General features: G+C 43.1%; 13 protein-coding genes and 1 pseudogene. 4 read left to right on the top strand and 10 right to left on the bottom strand.

Annotation, left to right across the window (positions count from 1 at the left end; genetic code table 11):
• Positions 1-536: pseudogene (locus HMPREF1551_RS05475) on the bottom strand (TraM recognition domain-containing protein); the annotation flags it as partial.
• Between the two features lie 66 nt (positions 537-602).
• Here HMPREF1551_RS05475 and HMPREF1551_RS05470 point away from each other — a divergent pair.
• Positions 603-2,636 carry a M13 family metallopeptidase gene (locus HMPREF1551_RS05470; protein ID WP_021628062.1) on the top strand — a complete coding sequence of 678 codons (2,034 nt, stop codon included), beginning with the start codon at positions 603-605 and terminating at the stop codon, positions 2,634-2,636.
• An 86-nt stretch (positions 2,637-2,722) separates the two neighbouring features.
• Here the strand turns inward: HMPREF1551_RS05470 and HMPREF1551_RS05465 are convergent, their stop codons facing one another.
• Together HMPREF1551_RS05465 and HMPREF1551_RS05460 are read right to left on the bottom strand one after the other, a co-directional pair.
• A complete protein-coding gene (locus HMPREF1551_RS05465) occupies positions 2,723-4,405 on the bottom strand; it encodes an AlwI family type II restriction endonuclease (RefSeq protein ID WP_021628061.1) in 1,683 nt (560 codons plus the stop codon).
• A gap of 30 nt (positions 4,406-4,435) precedes the next feature.
• A complete protein-coding gene (locus HMPREF1551_RS05460) occupies positions 4,436-5,311 on the bottom strand; it encodes a DNA adenine methylase (RefSeq protein WP_021628060.1) in 876 nt (291 codons plus the stop codon).
• Positions 5,312-5,553: 242 nt separating this feature from the next.
• Between HMPREF1551_RS05460 and HMPREF1551_RS05455 the strand changes: the two genes are divergently transcribed.
• The 3 genes from HMPREF1551_RS05455 to atpG all read left to right on the top strand — a co-directional run bounded on the left by HMPREF1551_RS05455 (position 5,554) and on the right by atpG (position 9,144).
• A complete protein-coding gene (locus HMPREF1551_RS05455; RefSeq protein ID WP_021628059.1) occupies positions 5,554-6,618 on the top strand; it encodes a diphosphomevalonate/mevalonate 3,5-bisphosphate decarboxylase family protein in 1,065 nt (354 codons plus the stop codon).
• Between the two features lie 131 nt (positions 6,619-6,749).
• Positions 6,750-8,141, top strand: coding sequence for an SLC13 family permease (locus HMPREF1551_RS05450; protein ID WP_021628058.1), 1,392 nt, complete (start codon positions 6,750-6,752; stop codon positions 8,139-8,141).
• Positions 8,142-8,292: 151 nt separating this feature from the next.
• Positions 8,293-9,144, top strand: a complete 852-nt coding sequence (gene atpG / locus HMPREF1551_RS05445) for an ATP synthase F1 subunit gamma (protein ID WP_021628057.1) — start codon at positions 8,293-8,295, stop codon at positions 9,142-9,144.
• A 109-nt stretch (positions 9,145-9,253) separates the two neighbouring features.
• On the opposite strand, the gene HMPREF1551_RS05440 is transcribed toward atpG, so the two are convergent.
• The 7 genes from HMPREF1551_RS05440 to HMPREF1551_RS05410 all read right to left on the bottom strand — a co-directional run bounded on the left by HMPREF1551_RS05440 (position 9,254) and on the right by HMPREF1551_RS05410 (position 18,826).
• A complete protein-coding gene (locus HMPREF1551_RS05440) occupies positions 9,254-10,189 on the bottom strand; it encodes a DUF4595 domain-containing protein (RefSeq protein WP_021628056.1) in 936 nt (311 codons plus the stop codon).
• A gap of 260 nt (positions 10,190-10,449) precedes the next feature.
• A complete protein-coding gene (locus tag HMPREF1551_RS05435; protein ID WP_021628055.1) occupies positions 10,450-11,694 on the bottom strand; it encodes a hypothetical protein in 1,245 nt (414 codons plus the stop codon).
• 19 nt (positions 11,695-11,713) lie between these two features.
• Entirely contained in the window at positions 11,714-12,295 is a 582-nt protein-coding gene (locus HMPREF1551_RS05430; protein WP_021628054.1) for a c-type cytochrome, read from the bottom strand.
• Positions 12,292-12,828 (bottom strand): DUF3341 domain-containing protein, encoded by a 537-nt coding sequence (locus HMPREF1551_RS05425; protein WP_021628053.1) that lies wholly within the window; start codon positions 12,826-12,828, stop codon positions 12,292-12,294. Before HMPREF1551_RS05425 ends, HMPREF1551_RS05430 begins: the two co-directional genes overlap by 4 nt.
• Before the next feature lies 1 nt (position 12,829).
• The gene (nrfD, locus tag HMPREF1551_RS05420; protein WP_021628052.1) at positions 12,830-14,230 is read right to left on the bottom strand and encodes an NrfD/PsrC family molybdoenzyme membrane anchor subunit; all 1,401 of its coding nucleotides are present in this window, start codon (positions 14,228-14,230) and stop codon (positions 12,830-12,832) included.
• 78 nt (positions 14,231-14,308) lie between these two features.
• Positions 14,309-17,404 (bottom strand): TAT-variant-translocated molybdopterin oxidoreductase, encoded by a 3,096-nt coding sequence (locus HMPREF1551_RS05415; protein WP_021628051.1) that lies wholly within the window; start codon positions 17,402-17,404, stop codon positions 14,309-14,311.
• A gap of 78 nt (positions 17,405-17,482) precedes the next feature.
• Positions 17,483-18,826: a c-type cytochrome gene (locus HMPREF1551_RS05410; RefSeq protein WP_021628050.1), complete on the bottom strand. Its 1,344-nt coding sequence runs from the start codon at positions 18,824-18,826 to the stop codon at positions 17,483-17,485.
• Positions 18,827-19,101 lie beyond the last annotated feature (275 nt).

Below are 19,101 nucleotides of genomic sequence, written 5' to 3'. Positions count from 1 at the left end.
CTTTTCTGCAATACCTTTCCAAAACGTTCAGAAAGGGTTTTAGCTGTTTCCCCTACTACTTGTCCGCTAAAAATATTTCCTACAGTATTCTGTATTACCTTGCTTTCCTTATCGCCATAATCACGGGTGAGCTGTGAATAATCTTGAAAACCTAAACAAACAGCTACTTTATTGCTTCGGGCTGTGGCTATTAGGTTATCCAATCCCCTAAAATATATCGTTGGCAGCTCATCAATAATCACTGAGGATTTGAGTTGTCCTTTCTTGTTGATGAGCTTTACAATACGTGAATTGTACAAACCTAAAGCTGCTGAATAGATATTCTGCCTATCGGGATTGTTGCCTACACAAAGGATTTTAGGTTCTTTGGGGTTATTGATATCCAACGAAAAATCATCGCCTGTCATTACCCAATAGAGTTGAGGCGAAATCATTCGAGAGAGCGGAATTTTAGCACTGGCGATTTGCCCTTGTAGCTGGTCTTGTGCACCTCCTTGCCAAGCATCCATAAAAGGCGATAGGTAATTCTCAAGTTCAAAGAATATTACCTATAAAATTCGTATATTTGTCCTCCTATTCATCAAAACCTAACCCCCAACATCATGAACACCAAAACCACCCTATGGGGATGTCTCTCGCTGCTGGTGGCCTGTGGCCATCCTGCCAAAGAAACCCTAAGCAAAGTAGAAGAAAAAGGCCTTGACCTCTCGGCTATGGATACCTCCGTACGCCCCCAAGACGATTTCTACAACTATGTCAATGGAAATTGGATGAAAACAGCCCAAATCCCCTCCGACAAAACCTCCTGGGGAACCTACTATATGCTGGACGACCTGACCGAGGCCAACTGCCTCTCTATCCTCGACGACCTCATCCAAAAGGACTATCCCGAAGGCAGCGAAGGACAAAAAATACAAACCCTCTACCGGCAATATGTGGACTGGAATACCCGCAACGCCCAAGGCCTCTCCCCTATCGAAGGACAATTGGCTAAAATCAACCAAATCAACTCCTTAGCCGACCTCCAAAAATACTTAGAAGAGGTCACTCCCTCCGCAGGAAACCCTATCTGTGCCTGGAGTGCCTATCCTGATATGAAGGACTCCAATACCAATGTGGCCTACTTGGACAATTTCGCTATCGGTATGGGCTCCGACTACTACCAAAAAGAAAATGATAGCAACCGCGAAGCCCTCCAAAAATACGAAGCCTTCGTCTCCCAAGTATTCAAATCCATTGGGGAGACTGCTCCCGAGGAAAAAGCTAAAAAACAAGTGGCTTTCGAGAAAAGCATCGCCAAGCTCATGCTTACCAATGAGCAAAGCCGTGACCCTAACCTAAGCTATAACCCTCTGACAGTAGAGGAGTTAGGCGCCTTAGTCAAAAATATCAACCTCCCTCAGCTGCTAAAAAATGTAGGGATGGGAGAGGGCAAGGTCATCGTCTCCGAATTGCGCTTGTACAAAGACTATGATAAATTTATCAATACCAACAATTTGCCTCTGCTTCGGGATTACCTCAAATATATGTTGGTACTAAGCAATATCACCAACCTCCATGAGGACTTGGACAGGCTATCCTTTGAGTTCTATGACCAATACCTTCGCGGCCAAAAGGAGCAACGAGCTATCCAAAAACGCGCTTTCTCCCTCATTGATGGCTCCTTAGGGGAGGCTTTTGGAAAGCTCTATGTGGAAAAATTCTTCCCTAAAGAATCCAAAGAACAGATGCTTACCCTGATCAGTTACCTCAGAAAGAGCTTCGCCCAGCATATCAAAGAGCTCACTTGGATGAGCGAAGAGACCAAGCAAAAAGCCTTGACTAAGCTGGACAAACTCCATGTAAAGGTGGGCTATCCCGACAATTGGGAGGACTATTCCAAGCTCACTATTGACCCCAAAGCCTCTCTTACCGAGAATCTACAGCACCTCTCCCAATGGTACTACCAAAAGAGCCTAAACGAAGTCGGCAAGCCGGTGGATAAGACCAAATGGGGCATGACCCCACAGACGGTCAATGCCTACTACAGCCCTCTCTACAACGAGATCGTCTTCCCAGCAGCGATCCTACAAGCGCCCATGTTCAACCCCGAGGCCGATCCAGCCGTGAATTTCGGTGCCATCGGAGGAATTATCGGACATGAGATGACCCATGGCTTTGATGACAGTGGCGCCCAGTTCGATGCCGATGGCAACCTACAAGACTGGTGGAGCGCCACCGATAAAGCAAATTTCGAAAAGGCCACCCAAGCCCTCGCCAAGCAATACGACCAATATGAACCCGTGAAGGGTATTTTCGTCAATGGTATTTTCACCAATGGGGAAAACATAGCCGACTTAGGTGGTGCTAATATCGCCTTCGATGCCCTACAGATGTATCTCAAAGACCATGGAGAAGTAGCCAAAATCAGTGGATTGAGCCAAAATGAGCGCTTCTTTATCGCTTGGGCTACCGTATGGCGCTCCCTTACCACCGACCAAAACCTTACCAACCAAATCAAGACAGACCCCCATGCTCCGGACTACCTCCGTGCCTTCGCTCCGCTGACCAATGTAGAGGCTTGGTATCAGACCTTTGGTGTCAAGGAAGGCGACAAACTCTATCGAAAACCTCAGGACAGAGTCAAAATTTGGTAAACCAAATAAATGAAGAAAAAATAGCGGAGAGAGAATAGTGAATAGTGAAAAACGTCCTTAGAGGATTTCTCACTATTCATTATTCACTATCCGATAGACAACCAATTCAGTGCTTCTTGCTTGATTTGTTCAAACCAAACCTGTTCGTTCTCACTGGTTTTTACAAGTTCATTAGAACGCTCAAAGAAACGCTTTACTTGGTTAGGATGTGGTGTATAGTCTACTTTATACGAATCTTCCACCATTTTACAAAATATACTCAAAGGCAGGGGTACTATAGTAGAACATCCTTCATAATAAGTAATGTTAATATTATGCAAAGCATAGAAGTAAGCCACACAGGCTTCATTGATAGTTGGAGCAATGAACAGACAATAGGTGGGCTTATTCGTTGCTTTCTTTATTTTTGCAAGATGTCGAGAAACAGGCTCTCCCTCCATTTCATATTGCTTTTGTCCAGAAGCCATTGTAACTTCAATAGTAAGCCCAAAATCACCATAATCACATACTATGTCTGCCATGTTTCCTTGCGCCACTGACATAGGATTTCCAAAATCATCAAATTTTAAATTTGCCTTGATATCACCTCCATCAAGCATTGTCATAGCCCTCCAAACATTCCACTCAAGCATCAAAGAAGGATCATATATATCTTTATTCTCTATTTGCCTAAATATGTTTTGAATGTCATTATAAAACTTGTAGTCTTTAACAGCTGTTATTTGTTCTGCTATCATTTGTTCCTTACGTTGAATAATAGCGTCATCAAGCAAATCTTTCAGATTCTCAATTGTCGCCATTTTATTAATGGAAATTAGAGGAAATTCTCTGTTCAGCTTTTCAATAACGGCTTTTTTATTATCTGTCAGAAGAATAGGTAAAGAGGCATTACCTAAATAATCTGTGTATTTTTTCTCATTATCTATAAAACAAGGTGTCCTATCAGTATGCTCTAAAAAGAAATCAACATCTTTAATTCTTTCTGGGATTATTGACAGAGAGCGACCTATATGAGAGATATTTACAAGCCCTGTTGCTTGCAAGTATCTGATACATGCATCTGCATAGTCTCGTAAATTACTCTCCTTGGTTCTCAGAAATTTATCAATTGACTTACCTTTGCTTTCTCTCGTTTTAGTATTTCCTGTCCTAATCTCCTTTTCATAGATAGAAAACAATTCCTTTTTCAGACATTCCCTTTTAAATATTTTGTAATTAACCTCTTTTTTTGCTTTTTCTATACGAAAACACTCTATTTTCTTTACAATAGCATCAAATTGTCTAAAATCAACCAATTGCAACCCAAAAATCATCAGTTCATCAAATTTCAATGAACCAAAATGTCTAATCAGTCTGAATATTTCCAGATAAGGCTTTACCCAAAATTTTGCTGCTTGGTCACTTGGTTTGTGGTAAGGCGAAGGAACTTGAAATTTAAGTAACTGTCGCAAGAATATTTCTTCTTTCCGTTTGGCTGAAATCAAATATTCTCCTGCTGGCGTCAGGGCGATAATAGGTGATAGTTTAACAAAACCTAACGATTTAGGGGCACGATTCATTCTATCCCTTGCACTAAAAGCAGGATCGTTTGTGGCTTTACCATTGAAAAAATCTTCCTCTTTGAGACATTCCATAAACGCTCTTTGAGTCTCATCATTCCACGGCTGACCCACGAAGTGTTGATTAAGTAACTCTATTTCGGGAATCATTTTGCTCGGCGTACGAGGTGATGTTGTAACGAAAATAACTTTACTGTCTATCCTTGCCATGATACTCTTATTAATTTCTTATATACTTTGTTAGAACAACTTTCTTTCAATAGGTTGATAATTGGCCACAAGGATATGAGATGCTGATGATTTAAATCTATTCCTAATGTTCACAGCATAAGTTTTAGCATATTCGTCTATTATCATATCACCATACAAACGTTCAGTCAAAGGTGTCCTACCAATAACTAAAAGAACCCGACAATTCAATTTTTTTATGTCATTTGCCAATTTTATATGATATTGATCATTAAAGCCATCTTTGTATTCTTCATTTCCATAATCCGAAAAAACACAATCATAGGGTGGGTCAAGGAAAATAAAATCATCTTCTTTTGCCATATCAAATATTTCACTATAATCAAGATTGTATATTTCAGCCAACGAAAGTAAATTGCTATGAGCCTTAGTTATAAGTGAGGTATTTATCTTTTGGTAACGGCCAAAGGGAACATTGAATTCTCCTTTTGCATTATATCTTATCATACCTGAATAAGCTGTTTTATTAATAAAGAAATACAATAATGCATCCGAATATTTCTTATCAGATATTCCATTAAACATATCACGCATAGAATAATAAAAAGCCTCGTTTTTATCCTCAACTTTTTCATGAGGTGTTTGCGCTTTCAATGCATCAAAATCTATCCTATTAGAATGGTATATCTTTTCTACCTCATCAAGCTCTTTTCGTAAAGAGGAATAGTTTTGCTGGACACCACGATAGAAATCAATTAATTTTGAGTTGATATCATTTATAATAGCTTTATGTGGTTCTAAATAAAAATATAATGCTCCACCACCAAAAAATGGCTCTATATACCTCCCACTAAAACACGGAATCTGTGTAACTATATAGGGGATTTCTTTTGATTTTCCTCCACGATATTTGATTAATGGTTTCATAGCTCTTTACTTTTTTATCTCTTGACAAATTTTGTACAAAAGTACATTTTTCTTCTGATATAGCATCATAATATAGAATGAAAATTTACTTTTAAAAATTTCCTATAGTTTACCATTCTTAAACATTAACAATTACCCCTTAATAATTAACAATTAATCTTCGTATCTTTGCCGCTAATTATAAGGTACCCAAAAGCACCTTTATTAATTATTAATCATTAGTCGTTAGTCATTATCAAAGGATGTTAGTAGACAAATTTATTCCTAAGCCCTACACCCAAAAGGTAGAGGCGGCCAAAGTGCAACACCGTGCTCCAAGTAATATCGCACTGGTGAAATACTGGGGGAAGAAGGACGAACAGATTCCTATGAATCCCTCCATCAGCTTTACGCTTTCCAACTCTTATACAGAAACCATCATGGAAATTGCCCCTCGTACTGATTTTACGACCAGTTTCCAGATTGATTTCTACTTTGAGGAAGAGCCTAAGGAAAATTTCCTACCAAAGATAGAAACTTTTTTTACTCGTATCCGCAATTATATTCCCTTTCTTAGGGACTACTACTTCATCGTCCGCACACGCAATTCCTTCCCTCATAGCTCCGGGATAGCTTCCTCGGCCAGTGGGATGGCTGCTTTGGCCGTCTGCCTGATGAAGATAGAAAAGCTCTTCTATCCGGAGATGAGTGAAAAGTTTTTCTATGAGAAAGCCTCCTTCTTAGCCCGTTTAGGCTCCGGTAGTGCTTGCCGTAGTACCTATGGAGGTGTTGTAATATGGGGCGCACACTCCGCCGTACCAGATAGTTCCAACTTCTATGGGGTACCTATGAAAGATATACATGAGGTATTCAATACCTTTCAGGATTCTATTTTACTGATTGACAAGGGACAAAAGCCTGTAAGCAGCTCCAAGGGGCACAAGCTCATGCACGATCACCCCTATGCAGAGGCGCGTTTTGCTCAAGCGAGGCAGAATATTACCCTATTAAGAGATATACTCGCTCAAGGTAACTTAGATGAGTTCTGTAAGCTGGTAGAAAGCGAAGCCCTTGCCCTACATGCGATGATGCTCACCTCCAACCCCTACTATATCCTCATGCGCCCCAATACCCTATCGGCCATTGAGCGTATATGGTATTTCAGAGCCAGTACCGCTACCCCAGTATGTTTCACCTTGGATGCAGGTGCCAATATCCACCTACTTTACCCAGAAGCCTATAAAAAACAGGTACATACCTTCATCGAATCACAACTCAAACCCCTATGCCAAGACGGAGACATCCTCTATGATCAAGTAGGTATATAAGAATAAATAGCTTATACAGCGCCAGTTAAAAAATTTATACGAAAACTCTTGTTTTTTTGACCAAAAAAATGTAATTTTGTTGGACATAAATAACAAGGGTTTTTTCTTATTTTTATTAATTACTATAGCCTATGAAAACTGAGTTTATTACCGCCAAGCGCGCTATCATTCTGTTAATAGCCGTACTTCTTTCCGGAGCCCTCATGCTGTGGCTCCCCTACGAAGCAAAGACCAACAAAGGTCTAGCGCTACTTGTCTTAGTAGCTATCCTATGGCTCACTGAGGTAATTCCTATTACTATCACGGCCATAGCGATACCGATCCTCTCTGTCATCTTAGGATTGGTAGATACCAAGCCCGCACTACAGCACTTTGCCAACCCGACCATCTTCCTATTCTTCGGAGGATTTGCCTTAGCAGCCGCACTGAGTGTCAATAAGTTGGACAAATACATTGCGTATAAGGTGCTTTCTCTCGCTCGTGGTAATTTCCTATGGGCTATCTTATTGCTCTTTTTGGTAACCGCAGGTCTCTCTATGGGAATTAGCAACACTGCTACCGCAGCTATGATGATTCCTCTGGGTATCGGTTTGCTCAAGGGCTTACCTTATGAGCAAAACAAGGGCTCCTACTGGTTCGTAATCTTGGGGATTACCTATTCGGCCAGTATAGGTGGTATGGGAACCCTTGTAGGTAGCCCACCGAATGCGATTGTTTCTTCTAACTTGGGAGTAACTTTCCAAGAATGGCTATGGTATGGTATGCCTGTGGTAGCAGGACTATTACCTCTTACAATACTTACCTTGTTCATCCTTTTCCGTCCTAACCTAAAGGTCTCTATAGACCAAGTAAAGGGCGATGATCACAAGGAAGAACCTCTGAATAGAAAACAATGGGGTGCTATCATTATCTTTACGCTCACTGCCTTATTTTGGATTTTCTCCACACAAGTCAATCCTGTACTTTCCGGACTCTTTGGATTGGAAAAAATAGGTGATTTTGATAGTATCATCGCACTGACAGCAGCTATCCTCGTTTGTACCTTCAACATTGTAAGCTGGAAAGATATTGAGGAAAATACCGACTGGGGGGTACTCCTACTCTTCGGAGGAGGACTTACCCTAAGTGCCGTCTTAGGCTCCTCTGGGGCAAGTAAGGCCTTGGTAGAGACCATTGTAGAACTTATCCGCAACCAAAACCACTTTGTGATAGGCTTATTGGTAGCCACCTTTATCATCTTCCTTACAGAGTTTACCTCCAATACGGCCAGTGCTGCCCTTTTGGTGCCTATCTTCATCTCTATTGCTGAAGAAATAGGGGTACCTGCCATAGGCTTGGCTATGATTATCGGTATCGGAGCCTCTTGTGCCTTCATGCTTCCTGTGGCCACCCCTCCTAATGCTATTGCCTTTGGTACGGGGCTCGTCCCTCAAAAAGTCATGCTCAAGGCTGGTTTTTGGCTCAATATCCTCAGTATCCTCTTTATCAGCATCATAGGATACTACTTCTGGGGAGGAAAATAATTAATGACTAGTGACAGTGACAAATGACTAATGAAGTATGATGGATTAGTCATTTGTCACCCATCATTATAAAAATTATCATTTGTTTTAGTGGTTTGTCATTATTTTTTCGTATTTTTGCACACGCAAAGAATCTGTTTAATATCCAGCTATGGCTAATCTTAAAGAGATACGCAATCGTATCAACTCGATCAGTTCAACTATGCAGATAACCAGCGCCATGAAGATGGTATCTGCGGCCAAGTCCAAAAAAGCACAGGAGGCCATCCATGCGATGAAGCCTTATGCACATACTTTGGGAACCCTTCTTAACTCTCTTAAGAATGCTTTGGGAACTACCAATCCCTTCTTGCCTCATGCCCAACAGGAGCGTATCCTTGTAGTGGCTATCACCTCCGACAGGGGGCTATGCGGGGCTTTTAACTCTACTATAGTAAAACATACCTTGTCTCTATTGGAAAAATACGAAGGTAAGAAGGTGGAGATCCTTACTATCGGGAAAAAGGGAAATGATATTCTTAAGAAAACGAGCAAAGTGAGCCGTTATTGTGAAGGTTTCTTCGATCATATGAACTTTGAAAAAGTGGCTGCCCTCGCCCAAGAGCTGATGGATGCCTATACCAAAGGTACTTATGACCAAATTATCTTGGTATACAATAGTTTTAAGAACGTAGCCACTCAGATCCTTACCGAGGAAGTATTCCTTCCGCTACAGCTTAGCCAGGAAGAAGAGACTCAGGAGAGTGACTTTATCTATGAGCCTTCGGCTGAGGCGATTGTAGAGGGGCTTATTCCTAAGCATCTGAAGCTACAGCTATATAAGAGCCTTCGTGATTCGCTTGCGGCCGAACATGGCGCCCGTATGACAGCTATGCACAAGGCAACAGACAATGCCTCCACCCTACGCGACGAACTCAAGCTTACCTATAACAAAGCACGACAAACCGCTATTACCAACGAAATTCTTGAGATCGTATCGGGGGCAAATGCCTTGAATAGCTAAACCATGATGATCAATGGTTAATTATTAATTAATATAAAGACTAAAATAGTCTTCTGTGAGTAGGAAACTCCTTACAGAAGACTATTTTTTTGATTATATGAATAAGAACTTAGTATTGATACTTAACCACTACTCTTGCCTCCGTGTCATTAAATTTTTCAGTTATTTTAGTAGGATAGCCTTCTGCATTTTTTTCATATTGGTAAGTAGTTGTTTCTTCACTTCTGCTATCTGATATTTTATTATAGATTGTCCTTACCTGTTTTTGAGTGAGAAATTTGTTATAAGTCTCATCATAAGCATTTGGATCGTAAACAAACTCAGCATAGTACTTGTTATTTCCTCCAAAAGGGTTTTTTACATCGCTCAAGGTGTATTCAAATGTATCTGAAGAAGTGAGCTGTAATTCTCCACGCACAGTACCGTAAGATTCCTCTACTTTTTTTACTACATCTCCATTTTCATCAAGTGTATAGATTTTTTTCTGTATGCTACCATCGTCCGCACGTTGTATTAATTCTACTGTATTGGCTGTAGGATAATTTACCTGATAGGGAGCTTGCTGATTTTTCAGAGCCTTGAGTTTTCCTTGAGTATCATATTCGTAAGTAGCTATAACTATATTCCCGCGCCTTACCACTGTGATATTTCCTTTATCATTATAGGAAAGGGCGTAGGTTATTGTATCTGTAGGATGAATTTTTCTTACTTCTATTACTTGCTTGGTATCTCCATTGTAGGTATATTCAGTTGTTGTTTCTGTTCTGTTTTTTTGCCCTCCTACATAGCCATTATGTTCAATCGTTGTGAGGCGTCCTTTGTCATCAAAAGTATAGTCATCAGCGGTATAGGTTCCTGATTCAATACTTACCTCTCCTTCGAAACTTCTTTTAGGGAGCTTAATGACTTCCTCTACAGGAATTATTTTGTCTGTTTTATCTCCATTACCTCCTTTTCCTATATCATTGGAATTATTATTGTCTTCACTTTTGCTGCAAGCAGCTCCTATGAGAAGCAGACCTGTGAATAGAATTACTTTTTTCATGATATTATTTTTTTATTTCATAAGGCAAAGATAATATTTTATTGGATACCTAGAAGAAAAAAAACAAAAAATCAAACATGAAAGGTGCGAATTTGAGCATGAAAAGCAAGAAGTAGTGACCAATGATTAGTGACTAGTGACCAATGATTAGTGACTAGTGACGAATGACTAATACTAACTATTAATGATTAATGGTTAGTGACTGATACCAATCACTAACCACTAATCTCTAATCATTAACCTCTAACTACTTCTTTCTATTAGTAGTGGAAGTGTTCGCTTTCTCCCATGAGAGGATGGCGTTTTTCAACTAATGGTGCCTTGGTAAGGGTATAGAAAGTAATATAAGTGAATAGTCCGAAGAAGAACAAAAGACTTCCTATTTCGGCAGCACCTATGCTCCATTGGTCACCTACGGTGGCTGGCATAATCATGTTGAAGAAGTCCAAATAGTGTCCGATAAGGATTACTACGGCCATGGTGCCTACTACCCAAGGACGACGCTTGATATCAGAATCAACTAAGATAAGTAATGGTAGGAGGAAGTTGATAGCCAACATACCGAGGACAATAGGCTCGAAGTGCTCCAAGCGAGTTACAAAATAAGTAACCTCTTCAGGGATATTGGAGTACCAATACAATAGGTATTGAGAGAACCAAAGGTAAGTCCAGAAGATAGAGAAGCCGAAGAGATACTTAGCCAAATCATGGAGGTGGCTGTCATTGACATGCTCCAAGTAGCCTTGTGCTTTGAGGGTTATGGTCACTAAGATAATGGTGGCAATTGCACAAGTGATGAAGCTACCAAATACGTACCAACCGAAGAGGGTACTGAACCAGTGTGGATCTACACTCATGATCCAATCCCAAGACATCATAGATTCGGAAACGAGGAAGAATACAAGGAACCCGGCAGACCACTTGAAAGCCTTGATAAAAGGTGCATTATCAGAAGCTACATCCTGCTTGAGGGAGAGCTTACGGGTAATCTGACGGTAAGCAATCCATCCTAAGAGATAAACAGCTGCACGCACCAGGAACATAGGCACATTGAGGTAGCCTGTTTTCCCTTGAATAATCGTATCATGAGCTACCACCTGAGGATCCATCCAAATGAAGAGATGATTCAGGTGAAGTCCGGCACATACGAGCAAGAGGAAGAATATGGCAGCCCCTACAGGGAGGTAACCGGTGATTCCCTCCATCACTCTAAAGAGGATAGGAGCCCAACCAGCCTGAGCGGCGCGGTTAATTGCATAGAAAGCCAAGACCCCTAAGCTAATGAGCAAGAAGAAGAGTGCTGCTACATAGAGGGCAGCCCAAGGCTTGTTCTGTAGCAAGTGAAGCACATGTTCCAGGTGCGCAGGGTCATGAGCTGCCTCACCCCCATGCTGGAGGTCGGCTACGGAACTGGGGGTCGCTATAAAGCCATATATGATTGCTATAAGCCCTACAATCATACTGATGAGCGCTGTAAGCTTTATTTTACTTGAAAACGAATACATAATTCCTACTTCTTAGGGGTTATTTGTTAATGAGTTTGTTTCGGAGTTGCTCCACGTATAGGGCTACTTGCCAGCGTTCTTTTTCAGTAATCTGGGAAGCGTAAGAACCCATAGCGTTACGTCCGTGATAGATCACGTAGTAGATACTACCTTGGGTAATTTCTCTGTCCTTATAGTTGGGAACCCCTAGATATTTGTCACGCTGCACGAGTATCCCCTGCCCATCGCCTTCGGCTCCGTGGCATACCATACAATAGATATTGTAGAGGGCGGCACCTTCTTTGATATTATCTTTGAGTGCGAGGCTATCGGCAAGGAGCGGGTTTTTAAGTTCGGCTTTAGCCAAATCATACCCTTCGTTGGTATTAGGGTATAGGAAAGGCATCCAACCACGCTTGATAGTGTGCTCTGGAGGGAGTTGTGCCTCCATTCCGCCCTTGAGCGCCTTGTTACCTTCGGGTGCTTCCTGATAGGTTTCGTAACCTACAGGGAAGTACATATCGGTATCGGCCATATATTGGTAGTTCGGCTTATCCTTGTGGAAACAAGCGGTAAGGGAAAGGGCGACTACGGATAAGGCTAATATATATCTTTTTTTCATATCTGAATTGCTTTTTTATCTGCTATTTTTACCTCAACGGCACCGGTTTCTTGTAGGAGCTTTGCCAATTGGGAGGCATCTCCATCGCTTTGTACTTCCATCAAGAAGTGATCATCGGTGGTACGTGGATCCGGATTTTCGGCCTGCTTGTATGGATATAGCCTGCTACGCATGTAGAAGGAAATTACCATAAGGTGGGCGGCGAAGAATACGGTAAGCTCGAACATAATAGGGATGAAAGCCGGAAGGTTCGTAATATAAGTAAAGTTAGGCTTTCCTCCGATATTACGAGGCCAATCGTCGATCATGATGTACTTCATCATAAGGGTAGCGACCACTAGCCCGATACATCCGTAGATGAAAGAAGCTATGGCAATACGGGTAGGCTTCAGACCCATGGCCTTATCAAGGCCATGTACAGGGAAAGGGGTATAGACTTCCTCGATTTTGAGGTTGGCCTCTCTTACCTTTTTGACAGCCGATAGGAGCACATCATCGTCATTATAGAGTGCTTGTACTACTTTCTTACTCATACTAATGTGAATTATTAGGGTTAGTGTCTCTTAATTTTTTATATTTTTCTCCTGAGGATTTCAAGATAGATTTTACTTCGGCTTGCGCTATCACAGGGAAAGTACGAGAGTAGAGCAAGAAGAGCACGAAGAAGAAACCGATGGTACCGGTATAGATTCCTATATCGATCAGCGTAGGAGAGAACATTGTCCAGGAAGAAGGCAAGTAATCACGGTGCAAGGAGGTCACGATGATCACAAAGCGCTCGAACCACATCCCTATATTTACCACGATAGAGATACAGAAGGAGAAGAGGATGCTTCGGCGTAGCTTCTTGAACCACATGAACTGAGGAGAGAAGACGTTGCAGGTCATCATCATCCAGTAAGCCCACCAGTAAGGCCCAGTGGCACGGTTAAGGAAGGCATATTGCTCGTATTCCACTCCGGAGTACCAGGCTACGAAAAGCTCGGTGATATAGGCACAACCTACGATAGAACCGGTAATCATCACCACCAAGTTCATCAGTTCGATATGCTGTAGGGTGATATAGTTCTCCAAGTTGGACACCTTACGCATGATGATAAGGAGCGTATTTACCATAGAGAATCCAGAGAAGATCGCCCCAGCTACGAAGTAAGGAGGGAAGATGGTGGTATGCCAACCAGGGATTACAGAGGTAGCAAAGTCGAAGGACACGATGGTATGCACAGAAAGTACCAAAGGTGTTGCCAATCCGGCCAATACCAAAGAAACCTCTTCAAAACGTTGCCAATCCTTGGCACGACCACTCCAACCGAAGCTCACCAAGCTATAGATTTTCTTTTGGAAAGGCTTAACTGCTCTATCGCGTAGCATGGCGAAGTCGGGGAGCAAACCAGTCCACCAGAACACCAAAGATACGGAGAGGTAGGTAGAGATAGCGAACACGTCCCAAAGCAAAGGCGAGTTAAAGTTCACCCAAAGGGAACCAAACTGGTTAGGAATAGGTACTGTCCAGTAGGCGAGCCAAGGGCGCCCCATGTGGATGATAGGGAAGAGCCCCGCTTGTACTACGGAGAAGATGGTCATAGCCTCCGCGGAGCGGTTGATAGCCATTCTCCATTTTTGGCGGAAGAGTAACAATACGGCGGAGATCAGTGTACCGGCGTGACCGATACCTACCCACCATACAAAGTTGGTGATATCCCAAGCCCAACCAACGGTCTTGTTCAATCCCCATACCCCTATACCGGTAGATACGGTATAGACGATACAGCCCAATCCCCACAAGAAAGCAGCGAGGGCTACAGAGAATACAATCCACCAAAGGCGATTGGCTTTTCCTTCAACAGGGCGCGCTACATCCACGGTTACATCATGGTAGGTCTTGTCGCCTACTATGAGTGGATTGCGTATAGGAGCTTCGTAATGCGATGCCATATTTTTTAGTTTTGAGTTTTGGGTTTTGAGTTTTGAGTTAGCTAACTAAGCACTCAAAACTCAAAATTATTAACTATATTAATCGTTGTTTCTTACTTTTACTTGATAGAATACGTTAGGACGGGTTCCGATATGTTCGAGTAGGTGATACATACGGTCATTTTTGCTAAGTTCCACGATAGGATCTTCAGGATTGTTCATATCTCCGAAGGTCATCGCTCCGGTACCACAAGCAGCGGCACAAGCACAAGCGTCGTTGAACTCCCCTACTTTCACCTGGCGGTTTTCACGTTTGGCACGTAGGATAACGGCTTGAGTTTCTTGGATACAGAAGGAACATTTTTCCATTACCCCACGGGAGCGAACCACCACATCGGGGTTGAGTACCATCTTACCATAGTCATCGTTCATATGGTAGTCGAACTCATTGTTGTTGCTATATAGGAACCAGTTGAAGCGGCGTACCTTATAAGGACAGTTGTTGGCACAATAACGAGTACCTACGCAACGGTTGTAAGCCATATGGTTTTGTCCTTGTACCCCGTGAGAGGTAGCCCCTACAGGACATACAGTCTCACAAGGAGCGTTGTTACACTGCTGGCACATTACAGGCTGGAATACCACTTGCGGGTTATCAGAAGGGGTTTCCATTTCCCCAAAAGTAGAGAGCGAAGCACCAAGGCCTGAGATACCTTCCACTTTTTGGTTGTCCCCTTCGAAAGTTTCTTCAGAAGAATAGTAACGGTCGATGCGCAACCAGTGCATATCGCGGGAGCGCCTTACCTCACTCTTACCTACTACAGGCACGTTGTTTTCGGCGTGACAAGCGATCACACAAGCCCCACAACCGGTACATGCATTTAGGTCAATAGAGAGGTTAAAGAAGTGTCCGGTAGAGTTGTCAAACTCCTTCCAAAGCGTTACAGAAGTAGCCTTTACTTCCTTATGGTCGAGAGACACTTCAGGCTTTTTGTTCCACTGATGGGCATCTTTGGTCAAGAACTCTTCGAGGGAAGTTTCTTTGACAATATCACCACGACCCATAAGGGTATTGTGGAGCTGGATACAAGCATATTCGTGAGTACCTTCTGCCTTTTTGATAGAAGCTACCGGCTGTACGTTGTTCAGATTGTTATAGAAAGCATAGGCATTGACCCCTATTTGCATTTCTTTTTTCATGGCTGCCTTTCTTCCGTAACCGAAAGCGAGTCCTACAGAGCCTTTGGCCTGACCAGGCTGGATCAGTACAGGTACTTTGAGGCTTACATCCCCCACTTGGATTTGGGCATAATCCCCATCGAGAGCGCCATTGGCCACATGCCAGTTTTTGATACCCAATTCTTTGGCATCGGCAGCGGACATGGTCAGGTAGTTATCCCAAGAAACACGGGTGATAGGGTCTGGTAATTCTTGTAGCCAAGGGTTGTTGGCTTGTTGTCCATCACCGAGCCCTGTTTTGGTATAGAGGGTAAGCTCGAAACCTTCAGCAGGTGCTGCGGTAAGGGCAGCTATCATAGCAGTCGTATCCAAGGCCTCTGGTTTTTCGCCAAGCAAGGCTACCTCTTTGCGATAGAAACCATCATGTTGTGCTTTTTCCCAAGCATCGCCTTCGGCCAGCACATTGGCTTTCCAGAAAGCTTTGATATATTCATAGTAATTGGCATCCTTTCCGCTCCATTTGAGGAGAGCTTCTTGGAACTGGCGGGTATCAAAAAGCGGACGGATGGTAGGCTGCATAAGAGAATAATAGTCAATACGCATACGCACATCCCCCCAAGATTCGAGGTAGTGAGGAGCGGCAGCGAGGTAGGTTGCCTTCAGAGCTGTCTCGTCGGCACGGAGGGAGAAATCCACAGAAGTACCTACTTTGGCAAGACCTGATTCGAAGGCCAAGGCATCGGAGGCAGCAAGGGTGTATAATGGGTTTACATTATTCATGATAAGCACCCCTACTTTACCCGCATTCATATCGGTTAGCAACTGCTTGAGGGCAGCGGCATTCCCCTGGCGGATATATACAGGATGAGCAGGGTCAAAGGCAGCGCTGTGGAGTAGCTCTTCGTTGATTTCGAGTACCAAGCTCTGTGCATTCACCTCTTGAATTCCGGTTACTACCACTGCTTTGCTACCTGCTTTTTTAACCTGTTCGGCTGCTTTTTTTACCGCTGCTTCCACGCGTTCTGGAAGGGAGCCTCCTACGGTCTTTCCTGTGAGGTAGCCGTAGAATTTTGCCAAGGCCACTTTGAGCAAAGCAGGCTTGAGCGCTACACGCTCATCGGCATTTGCCCCAGAGAGAGACATATTGCTTTCGAACTGGAAGTGCTTAGACATTCTGCCCTCTTTGGTAGGGATACGCCCTTTGGCATATTCCTCTTCGTAGCCACCTTGCCAGTCGGCAATAAAGTCAGCAGCGAAGGAGACGATTACTTGTGCTTTAGAGAAATCATAGTTGGCCAAGGCACGTATACCATATTTCTTTTCGAAGGCCAATACAGCCGCTTCTTCAGAGACTGCATCGTAGGTTACATGCTTAGCGGTAGGATATTTCTCGGTAAATTCCTTGATCAGGTTTTCTGTAGAAGGGCTGGCAAGGGTGCCGGTAAGCAATACGATTTGCTTTTCTTGTGCGGCGGCATCGGCAAGCGCTTTTACCACTGCACTATCCAAGGTGTCCCAAGTGATATTTTCAGTTCCTTTTTGAGGATTTTTGGCACGTAGGCTATCGTACATAGAAAGTACGGAAGCCTGTACACGCGCATTTCCGCAACCACGGTAAGCCGCTTCACGATTGTTTTCCACACGGATAGGACGGCCTTCACGAGTTTTGACAAGTACAGAAGCAAAGTCGAACCCATCGGCCATGGTAGTGGCATAGTAGTCAGGGATTCCTGGTCGGATTTGTTCGGGAAGGACTACATAAGGGATCGCCTTGTGTACTGGGCCTTCGCAAGCGGCCAAGGCAGCCGCAGCGGTGGTAAATCCGACATACTTGAGGAAGTCACGACGTGTGGTAGCACTCTCCTCCATCGCCTCTTGGTTGCTTAGGAACTCGTGCTCGCCTGAATATAAGGTAGGGAGCTTATCGACAAACTCATTTTGATGAATTTGCTCTATCACAGGATTGTTTGTATCCAACTCCTCTACACTTCTCCAATATTTTTTTTCTGATGACATCTTTTTTAATGGTTAATGGTTAATGGTTAATGGTTAATGATTTTTCCTTCGTCATTAGTCACTGGTCATTGGTCATTATTAATAGTGGCACTTACCACATTCGAGACCACCGAGTTCGGCGATGGTGAGTTTTTCTTTACCATATTTCTTAGCCAATTGTTCGTGTATTTTTTCATAATACGGATTGGCATCATTGACATCGGTAGTGCGGTGGCAGTTGATACACCATCCCATGGTAAGGGGTGCGTGTTGTTCTACTACCTCCATAGTCTGTACATCGCCATGGCACTGTTGGCAAGCCACCCCTGCTACAGTCACGTGCTGAGAGTGGTTGAAGTACACGTGGTCAGGGAGGTTATGGATACGAGTCCACTTCACTGGTTTCTGAACGCCTGTATATTGGGCATTTTCAGGATCCCATCCTACGGCATCGTATAGTTTTTTGATTTCGCCATCGTAGAACTCCTTGGTATATTGATCCGTTACAGGGCCGTTATACTCATCGATATTCTTGTGACAGTTCATACACACATTCAAAGATGGGATACCAGCCGTTTTGGAAGTACGTGCCGCAGAGTGGCAGAACTTACAATCGATCTGATTGTCCCCTGCGTGTATCTTGTGAGAATAGTGGATTTCCTGAATAGGTTGGTATCCTTGGTCGATACCCACTTGCATTAAGTAGCCATAGGCCAAGTAAGTAGAAGAGAAGAATAGGAAAGCGACAAGGCAAGCGGCGATGATTTTGTTTTTCACAAAAACATTCCACAAAGGATAATATTTGCTTTGCTTGAGGTATTCTTCGTTATTGTTTTCTTTGGCCAATTTGGCAACCTCCTTGTTAGCCTTAATCATAAAGGCAACAAGACCTACCAATAGGAGTACAGAGGCCGATAGTAGTACCAAAATAAGAGACTTGTTGGTTCCTTCTTGAGCAGGGGCAGCAGCGGCATCGCCTGCTGGAGCTGTTTCTGCTCCTGTGGCAGCGGCAGTAGCATTGTCCCCAGAGGCAGCAGCAGCAGGAGCTGCGGCAGCTTCTGCCTTAGCCGGATCGGCTACATAAGCCAATACGGAGTTGATATCCTCATCGGAAAGGAGGGTCTCATAAGCGGCCATAGGCACCTTATTGTACTCCTCGAAGATAGCAATCGCGTCCTTGTCACCAGAGGCAATCAAGGCTTGGCTGTTTTTGATCCACTTGTGGAGCCACTCCGCAGATCTTTTCTGGGTAACCCCACCCAGTGGCGGACCTACCAATTTCCCATCCAACTTGTGACAAGCCGCACAGTTGGCCTTGAACAAGTCTTTCCCCTTCACTGGGTCGCCAGTGGCATCTTGTCCAAACATGTATATAGGAAACAACATGGCCAAGAGCCATAACGCTCGCCATGATCCTCCCTTATAATTTCCACTCTTTTTCATAAAAAAGCTATTAAAAACAAAAACTATCTATTTCTTTTTTCTCTGTAATAGTGCTTTTTTACCCACCACCCCTTGTAATCACTGGAGATTGAGTATATCACTACTACGCTGCAAAAATACAACTTCTTAATGTAATTTAAAAGAGCTTTGGGTGGTTTTATTGTAATTTGTAAAAAGTCTAAATAACGACAAGTGAGTAAGCAGTGAACAATGAAAAATCACTGTTCACTTGTCATTAATCATTATCTTACATAGCCCAATATCTCCATCACGCT

It is taken from the genome of Capnocytophaga sp. oral taxon 863 str. F0517 (assembly GCF_000466425.1).
In the GTDB taxonomy this organism is placed as follows: domain Bacteria; phylum Bacteroidota; class Bacteroidia; order Flavobacteriales; family Flavobacteriaceae; genus Capnocytophaga.
The sequence above is the reverse complement of the archived record's forward strand: the minus strand, read 5'-3'. Positions and strand labels throughout refer to the sequence as shown.